Raw genomic sequence first — 8,228 nt, 5'->3', positions numbered from 1 at the left:
AAAACCAAATATTTTTAAATCAAAAAACTTAGTCGCCACTGTATTTATAAATATCACAGCTAGAATGACAGGAATAAACGTTGAAAGTGAAAAGTTAACGTACTTTTCCATCAAGCTTCCCGCATAATTAGGCGAACCTAAGCTTAGCTCTTGCGTTAAGCGTGCTTTTTTCCAGCGGTACATTACAAACAAACACACCATTAAGCCATTAAGCGGTAAAATTGTGTCGTAAAATACATCAACAATAATATCAAAAAAGCTCTTATTAACGCCGCCATAACTGGTGAACGAAGTAAGGCTGTCAATCATACCAAACGACATTGTACATAAAATAGTAAGTACACCGGTTGAAAGTGTAAGGATGCCCAATGCTTTTTTACGGCTAATACCTTTACGGTCACTTAGTGTTGCTGTCGGTACTTCTACTATTGAAACAAGTGAAGTAATCGCTGCAAAAAATACTAATAAGAAGAATGAGAACGCAACAATAGACGCACCTACATAGCCAATATCATTTTGCAGTGCTAATAATATTTTAGGTAGGTATACAAAAATCATTGATACAGACGAGTCAGAAAGTGCTGATGGGTCTGTGTTTGGATCAAAGCTAAATATAGCGGGCAACACCATTAGGCCCGCTACAAACGCAACGAGTGAGTCCGTAATAGCGACCATTTTAGCGCTACTTACAATGTCATCTTTTTTAGAAATGTATGACGCGTAAGTCATTAATATACCCATACCCAGCGATAGCGAGAAAAACGCTTGGCTTAATGCGCCATTAAGTACACTTGCACTCATCTTAGAAAAATCAGGAATAATGTAGTATTTAACACCGGCCATTGCATTATCAAGCGTTAATACATAAGTAACTAAGGCAAGTAGCATGAAAAGTAAGGCTGGCATTAAAAATTTAGCGGCTTTTTCTATGCCTTGTTTAACACCACCTAACAAAATTAAGTTAACAATAATAACCACAACGGCCATATAGCCAAACACAGTGTAACTATTAATAAAAACACCAAAGTGGCCAGGATCTGCAAGTAAATCTAAATTACCGAGGCCTGTTTGCGTTAAGTAACCAAAAATCCAAACTGTAATTACCATATAAAACACAGCAATCATAAATGGTGTAAGCACCGCTAAAAAACCTGCTAGCTTCCATTTTTTATCGTTATTAGATAATAGCTTGTACGAACCAAGTGGATCTTTTTGAGCGTTACGACCCATTGCCATTTCAGCCATCATGACTGGTAAACAAATGAACACGACAAATAAAGCGTAAATTAATAAGAATGCGCCACCACCATTTTTGGTAGCAGAAACCGGAAAACCAACTAAATTACCAATACCAACAGCCGAACCTGCCGCTGCCATTATGAATCCGAGACGGGAACTAAATCGTTCTCTATTTTCGCTCATGCATAAAACCTTTTTATTATTTTGTATATTTCAGCGACTCTACCAGTGTTACACAGATATTTTCAAGCAATTACAGCTTAAAAATAAAATCGAAGTGTAAACCTGTGTAAATACGCTTTTAATTCACCAATTTTCAACGCTGTGGTAGTATTGCGTTAATCAAATTTAACAATTTTTATGAGATTCCTTATGTTGTACATGATTCACTCAACAGACGTTGAAAACAGCTTAGAGCTTAGAAAAGCAGCACGCCCGGCACATTTAGCACGCCTTAGTGAGCTTGATTCACAAAACCGTTTATTAACTGCGGGTCCGTTTCCGGCAGTCGATAGTGAAGATCCTCAAGAAGCAGGTTTTACCGGTTCATTAGTTGTTGCTGAGTTTGAATCAATAGAAGCAGCTCGAGAGTGGGCAGCAGCTGACCCTTACGTTGCCGCTGGCATCTATGAAAATACAATTGTTAAACCTTTCAAAAAAGTGTTCCCTGCTTAAAAGTGTATTAAACCCTAAGAGCGTGTGTTGCACTGTAATTCAGGGTTTGTTCACAAGATTTTAATTAAAATTACTGAGATAAAAGCGAATTTAGCGTTTTTACTTGAATTTTAGTAACTTAGTTAATTAAACTAAGTGGGTCTGGTCTAGGAGTTTTCCATTATGCGCGTATTATTAAGCCTCGGTTTTATTGCTTGTGTTAGCTTAGCTAACTTTGCTCAAGCAGCGACAGCCACCCAAGCATCTCATGCTGAGGTGGACAAAAAGAAAGCCGTAATACTTGCAAAGAAAACAATAGGCGGTAAGACCTTAAAAATTACCGAAAAAACAGATTTTTATACCGTACGAATACTTAAATCTGACGGCCACGTCGTTGATTTACATATAAATAAAAAAACCGGCGAAGTGAAAAAGGATTAACAAATGCGAATTTTAGTTATTGAAGACGATTTACATTTAGCAGATAACCTACGTAATGCTTTAGAAAAAGAACGTTACAGCGTGGATTTATGTCACGATGGTGAAGCAGGTCTTTTCCACATTACAGAATACCCGCTTGATATGGCCGTAGTTGATTTAGGTTTACCTAAAATAGACGGTATTGAGCTAATCAATAAAGCACGAGCACAAGGCATTACTATCCCTATTTTAATCTTAACAGCGCGCGATCGCTGGCAGGATAAAGTAGAAGGTTTAGATGCTGGTGCAGATGACTACCTTACTAAACCATTTCATGTTGAAGAACTTATTGCACGTTGTAATGCATTAATTCGTCGCAGTGCTGGTAAAGCAAATCCAGAAATGACTGCGGGTCCAATTAAAATTCATACACGTTCACAACAAGTATGGGTTGATGATAAAGAACTTAGCCTTACAGCTTACGAATATAAAGTACTTGAATACTTAATGGTAAATCCGCAAAAAGTAATTTCTAAATCAGAACTTACTGAGCATATTTACGACCAAGATTTCGATCTTGATTCAAACGTAATTGAGGTATTTGTACTACGTTTGCGTAAAAAGCTTGATCCAGAAGGCGTACTAAACCCAGTAGAGACACTACGTGGGCGTGGTTACAGGCTTAAAAGCCAGTGGTAATACCGCAAATATCGTTAAAAATAAGGCAAGGATTTATCCTTGTCTTTGTTTTATTAGTCGCACTCCCTATCTTATTTTATTCAATTGGCAAAGCGTATTACGCTTCACTGGTTGATGCGACAGAAAAAACCCTCGAGGCACAGCTCTACTCGCTAATATCTGAAGTCGACTTTACTGAGCATGGTATTATTATGCCCAGCACTATTTTAGCGCCTGAGTTAAACAGATTAAATTCAGACACCTACGCAATGATTTACCGCGATGATGACCCTGTTTGGAACTCAGAATCGGCTGTAAATTTAAACTATGTACCAGAGCAAATAGAAACCAAAGCCGGTGCCGCCGACTTCAGGCGCGTGGAGTATAATAATACCGCGTACTGGCAACTTAGCCTGACTGTAATTTTAAACAACATAGATCAATCAGAACAAGCTCGCTTTATATTAGTCAAACGTAACGACGCTCTACTTCGTATAATGGATGGCTTTAAGCAAACCCTTGTAGATTGGATGTTTATCATGGGGATTGCAATTGCAGGCCTAATGGCGATTGGTTTCATTTGGAGCGCTCGCCCACTCCAACGACTCGATAAAGAAATAAAAGCGATTGAATCGGGTGATATTCAAGAAATTAAAGGCCTCTACCCTGTAGAGCTGCAAACAATAAAAGCAGACCTAAACTTGCTACTTGAGTCGCAACAGCGCCAAAAAGAGCGCTACAGAGCCTCATTAAGCGACCTTGCTCATGCACTTAAAACACCGCTTGCAGTACTAAAATCAAGTCCATTGGCAAACGATGCCGATGCACAAGAACAACTCGACCGAATTAATGTGATGATCGAGCACCAATTAAAGCGTGCTGCAACCGGTGCATCAGACACGTGGAAAAAGCAAACACCTATTAAGCCTGTACTTGATTCAATACTCAGTGCTATGGCAAAAGTATACCGTGATAAAGATATTATTTTTACCTGCACCGTAACCGAAAAAGATTACTTTCTAGGTGACCAAACAGATTTAATGGAATTACTCGGTAACTTGATTGATAACGCCTGTAAAGCGTGTCGCTCGCAAGTAGAAATACAAGTAATCCAAAGTAAAACTCTGTGTATTGGAATTAGCGATGATGGCCCTGGTGTGCCAGAGGATAAACGTGAATCTTTACTTACACGTGGTACTCGCCTCGATACATACGAAAGCGGACACGGCGTAGGCATGGCGATTGTATCTGATTTAGTTAAGTCGTATAACGGGACACTTACCATTACCGATGCTGATAACTTAGCCGGCGCTCAATTTATCTTAGAGTTTAATTACAATGACAAAAAGTAACTATTTATTAAAACTTACTGCCATTGTGCTATTAACTACAAGCCAGTACAGCTTTGCAGATGAGGCATGTACTTTAGCCGCTAAAGCAACAACCGATGAAGCTAAGCGGTATATTCAATGCCTAGATAGCCAGATTGACAAAGCAAAGCAAGCACAAGGCAGTTGGATACAAAAGCGCAAATATGAGCTAACTAAATCACAAGAAAGCACAGGCAATACGCAAGTATTACCGTTATTTATGCGCAGCATTAAAAATAACGAAAAGTACCTTGAGAGTGCCTGCCAATGGCGTTACTTAATAAAACTTCCTAATGCGACAACAGCAGCCATTAGCTATAAACTCTGTGAAATTGAGCTTATAAATCAATTTACAGAATCACTAAAACACCCATTTTAACGTAACTTAAAGCACACTAAACTAGTTACGTTTATCTACTCGTTCCCTTTAGCCTACTTGACAATTTATTCATATCAAAACAAACTACCTACTAGTAGATTGCTAAATAGCTAATAGGTAAACAAATGACTAAACCAGTAATAATTATAGGTGGCGGACTGGCCGGCTTATACAGTGCGTATAAATTACAACTGCTTAATATTGAGTACTTATTACTGGAAGCCAAATCGCAATTAGGCGGCCGAATTTTTGCTGCGCAATCACCAATAAATAACGATGTTAGTTTTGATTTGGGTCCTACGTGGATATTTCCCCACCAACCAAAAATTCAAGCTTTAGTAAAGTCACTCCGCTTAAGTATATTTGAGCAATACAACAAAGGTGATGTGTTATATCAAGCGCCTAATTCCAAGCAACCTCAACAAATTGCAGGTGCTGGAGATATGCAACTATTTAGACTCAAACACGGCATGAATACTTTAATAACAGCCTTATACGAGCAACTTAATCCTGATTCAGTGTTATTAGAACACAATGTCACTGAGCTTAAAGAAGGTGATAATAACTGGCAAATTACGGTTAATCACTTAGGTAACATAAAGCAATTTACTACTGAAAAACTAATTTCAGCAATTCCTGCTCGTATGGTTACAACACACTTAACACCTGAACTATGGGCTACTCCAACGCTCATAAACCGCCTTAGTAGTGTACCTACATGGATGGCAGGACAAGCCAAATTTATAGCTACTTTTGAACATGCATTTTGGCGTGATAAAAACTTATCAGGACAATGCTTTAGTCGCGTAGGCCCTATGGTCGAAATTCACGATGCCAGTGCTGAAGATGGCAATTACGCCGCATTATTTGGCTTTATAGGTGTGCCCTACTTATCACGAAACCAAGTAACTAAAGAGCAATTAATTCAAGCCTGTGCCCAGCAGCTTAGCTACTTTTATGGTAAAGATGCTGAAAAGGCAACGGGGTATTTTATTAAAGACTGGGCAGACGATAAGCTTGTAGCTAATAGAGACGATCAAACTCAGCCTTCGCAGCACCCAGAATTTGATTTTTCAGGCTTAGATGAGCAATTAAATAACTTGAACATTCATTTTGTAGCGAGTGAGTTTGCAAAACAAGAAGCTGGATATTTAGAAGGCGCAATAAACGCGGTGGATGACGCTATTAAATTGTTTGTTAATTAATAGCCCTGTATTTACTGATAACTTAACCATCAAGGGCTTTAATTTTACAGCCCTTGATGGTTATAAATGTTAGTTATTTTTAGCAACGTCTTCGCCACTGCCTAGTAGAGTGGCAACCCACTTACCTTCAGCACTGGCTTCTAAGCCTATTTTTACAATCATCGTTAATGGCACAGATAAAAGCATACCCACAGTACCTAATAACCAGCCCCAAAATATTAATGATAAAAATACCACTAATGTTGAAAGGCCCAGCCCTTTGCCCAAAAACTTAGGCTCTACAATATTGCCCATTACCGTATTTATTGTTAAATAACCTGCAGCAACCAATCCCGCAATTAACGGACCTTGAGTAATAAGCGCAAGTAATACAGCCGGTACAGCCGCAATAATTGACCCAATATTAGGAATGTAATTGAACATAAATGCCAATACCCCCCACAACACAAAGTAGTCAACGTCTAAAATCCATAAGTAAAACGCAGCAATAATACCCGTACCTAAACTTACTAGCGTTTTAATTGCCAGATATGAATTAATAGACTCTAAAAAGCGGTCAATTTGCTTCATTTTGCTATCGGGATCTTCAAGTGCCATGTGTATTTTTTTGCTCAGCATTGGCCCTTCAAACAACATAAAAACAACGGTTAAAATAATTAAAAACATGTTTGCCATTACGCCACCTAAACCGGTGAGCATATTAGTGGCTACATCAACCATTTTACCTGGGTCGAACATATTGATTAACTGTTCTTTATTAATCAGTATGTTGTATTGAGATGCTAAATCTACAAGCCATACAAATTCTTCTTTGAGTTGTGTTTTATACTCAGGAAGTTGCTGCGAAAAATCGTTTATTGATTGCCCTACAAGCCCGCCAAGGCTTACACCTAAGCCAACTATAATAAGCACTACCAACATAACAGCAATGCCTTTAGGAATTCGGTAGCGCGCAAAAAACTTGATAAGCGGATTACAAATAATGGCAATAAACGCCGCCAAAATAAACGGAATAATAATTACACTTGCCGCTTTTATCCCCGCGAGTACGACCACTAAGGAAGCAAAAACTATTAAGCTTTTATTTACTCCAGTTAAACTTGCCAATTTATTAATCCTTTTATTAATGATATGGCTTTAGTGTAAGGCAAAAGGTAATTAAATGAAATAATTACGAAGTGATCATAAAAGCCTGTTTTACGTATAAATTTGCAAAGCTGTTTGCTAGCGAGTATGTTTTTTAATCACTTGCTACTATTTTATTGTAAGGATTAATAATGCATATATTTGTTACTGGCGCGACGGGATTAATTGGTAAGCACTTATGCCCTTTTTTACTTCATCATAATACTGTTACTGTGCTTAGCCGAAATCCAACTAAAGCAAACGTATTATTGGGCCATAAAGTTAAAGCCGTAAGCAATGTCAATGCAGTAGATTTTAACACTGTTGATATTGTTATTAATCTAGCTGGCGAACCTATTGTAAATAAACGCTGGAGCGACAAACAAAAGCAAATAATACGCGACAGCCGTATTGGTGTTACACAACAAATTAGTGAAGCTATTAAAGCTTGTAGCACTGCCCCGCATACTTATATATCTGGAAGCGCCGTTGGGTTTTATGGTCGACAAAATAGTAACCCTATTGATGAAACTTTTGAAAACCCACACGACGAATTTAGCCACCAGCTTTGTAAAGACTGGGAAAATGCAGCGCTACTCGCGCAATCAGAACACACCAGAGTGTGCCTTTTGCGCACGGGTATTGTTTTAGCTAAAAAAGGTGGAGCATTAAGTAAAATGCTACCCGCTTTTAAATTGTGTTTAGGCGGCCCGATTGGTAATGGCGAGCAAGGAATGTCGTGGATACACATCGACGATATGATTCAGCTAATACTTTTTATTATTAAGCATCCAGAAATATCTGGCCCTGTTAACGCAACTGCGCCAAATCCTGTAAGCAATGCTCAATTTGGTAAAAGCTTAGGCGAGGCGTTATCGCGACCTGCATTTATCACTATGCCTACTGCAGTACTTAAACTATTAATGGGTGAAATGTCAGACTTACTAACAACGGGACAATTTGTAGTCCCTAAAAAGGCACTCGTTCATAATTATCGTTTTCATCATCCTGATATTAAATCAGCTTTAGAGAGTTTGGTTTAGCGGGCGTTAATAATTCTTGAGGTAAAATATGAAAATTGAAAAAGCAATCCTTTTAACTTAATTGACCTTTTCTTATTAATACATAATAATTACAACAGTTAGTTAAATATATATT

9 protein-coding genes are annotated in these 8,228 nt (G+C 38.2%); 7 read left to right on the top strand and 2 right to left on the bottom strand.

Annotation, left to right across the window (positions count from 1 at the left end; translation table 11 throughout):
• The coding region (locus GQR46_RS12610; protein WP_010552537.1) for a sodium-dependent transporter at positions 1-1,422 on the bottom strand (1,422 nt) is incomplete at its 3' end.
• Between the two features lie 189 nt (positions 1,423-1,611).
• Between GQR46_RS12610 and GQR46_RS12605 the strand changes: the two genes are divergently transcribed.
• The 6 genes from GQR46_RS12605 to GQR46_RS12580 all read left to right on the top strand — a co-directional run bounded on the left by GQR46_RS12605 (position 1,612) and on the right by GQR46_RS12580 (position 5,945).
• A complete protein-coding gene (locus GQR46_RS12605; RefSeq protein ID WP_010552536.1) occupies positions 1,612-1,914 on the top strand; it encodes a YciI family protein in 303 nt (100 codons plus the stop codon).
• 162 nt (positions 1,915-2,076) lie between these two features.
• Positions 2,077-2,334: a PepSY domain-containing protein gene (locus GQR46_RS12600; RefSeq protein WP_002959808.1), complete on the top strand. Its 258-nt coding sequence runs from the start codon at positions 2,077-2,079 to the stop codon at positions 2,332-2,334.
• A gap of 3 nt (positions 2,335-2,337) precedes the next feature.
• The gene (locus GQR46_RS12595; RefSeq protein WP_007375447.1) at positions 2,338-3,012 is read left to right on the top strand and encodes a response regulator transcription factor; all 675 of its coding nucleotides are present in this window, start codon (positions 2,338-2,340) and stop codon (positions 3,010-3,012) included.
• On the top strand, positions 3,006-4,343 hold the full coding sequence (locus GQR46_RS12590; protein WP_007585276.1) for an ATP-binding protein: 1,338 nt from the start codon (positions 3,006-3,008) through the stop codon (positions 4,341-4,343). Before GQR46_RS12595 ends, GQR46_RS12590 begins: the two co-directional genes overlap by 7 nt.
• Positions 4,330-4,740, top strand: a complete 411-nt coding sequence (locus GQR46_RS12585) for a hypothetical protein (protein WP_007585278.1) — start codon at positions 4,330-4,332, stop codon at positions 4,738-4,740. The genes GQR46_RS12590 and GQR46_RS12585 overlap by 14 nt, the downstream gene beginning before the upstream one ends.
• A 125-nt stretch (positions 4,741-4,865) precedes the next feature.
• The gene (locus GQR46_RS12580) at positions 4,866-5,945 is read left to right on the top strand and encodes an FAD-dependent oxidoreductase (protein ID WP_165741133.1); all 1,080 of its coding nucleotides are present in this window, start codon (positions 4,866-4,868) and stop codon (positions 5,943-5,945) included.
• A gap of 69 nt (positions 5,946-6,014) precedes the next feature.
• Here GQR46_RS12580 and GQR46_RS12575 read toward each other — a convergent pair whose 3' ends face one another.
• Positions 6,015-7,052: an AI-2E family transporter gene (locus GQR46_RS12575; protein ID WP_007585280.1), complete on the bottom strand. Its 1,038-nt coding sequence runs from the start codon at positions 7,050-7,052 to the stop codon at positions 6,015-6,017.
• Between the two features lie 170 nt (positions 7,053-7,222).
• On the opposite strand from GQR46_RS12575, the gene GQR46_RS12570 reads away from it, so the two are divergent.
• Positions 7,223-8,113, top strand: a complete 891-nt coding sequence (locus GQR46_RS12570; RefSeq protein WP_010552533.1) for a TIGR01777 family oxidoreductase — start codon at positions 7,223-7,225, stop codon at positions 8,111-8,113.
• The last annotated feature ends 115 nt before the right edge of the window (positions 8,114-8,228 follow it).

Origin of the sequence: Pseudoalteromonas sp. Z1A6 (assembly GCF_011378745.1) — a bacterium.
In the GTDB taxonomy this organism is placed as follows: domain Bacteria; phylum Pseudomonadota; class Gammaproteobacteria; order Enterobacterales; family Alteromonadaceae; genus Pseudoalteromonas; species Pseudoalteromonas arctica.
The sequence above is the reverse complement of the archived record's forward strand: the minus strand, read 5'-3'. Positions and strand labels throughout refer to the sequence as shown.

What these genes read in the sequence shown, in the direction of transcription:
- GQR46_RS12585 (WP_007585278.1), top strand. Translation starts at nt 4,330, where the DNA reads ATGACAAAAAGTAACTATTTATTAAAACTTACTGCCATTGTGCTATTA.
- GQR46_RS12580 (WP_165741133.1), top strand. Translation starts at nt 4,866, where the DNA reads ATGACTAAACCAGTAATAATTATAGGTGGCGGACTGGCCGGCTTATAC.
- GQR46_RS12600 (WP_002959808.1), top strand. Translation starts at nt 2,077, where the DNA reads ATGCGCGTATTATTAAGCCTCGGTTTTATTGCTTGTGTTAGCTTAGCT.
- GQR46_RS12570 (WP_010552533.1), top strand. Translation starts at nt 7,223, where the DNA reads ATGCATATATTTGTTACTGGCGCGACGGGATTAATTGGTAAGCACTTA.
- GQR46_RS12595 (WP_007375447.1), top strand. Translation starts at nt 2,338, where the DNA reads ATGCGAATTTTAGTTATTGAAGACGATTTACATTTAGCAGATAACCTA.
- GQR46_RS12605 (WP_010552536.1), top strand. Translation starts at nt 1,612, where the DNA reads ATGTTGTACATGATTCACTCAACAGACGTTGAAAACAGCTTAGAGCTT.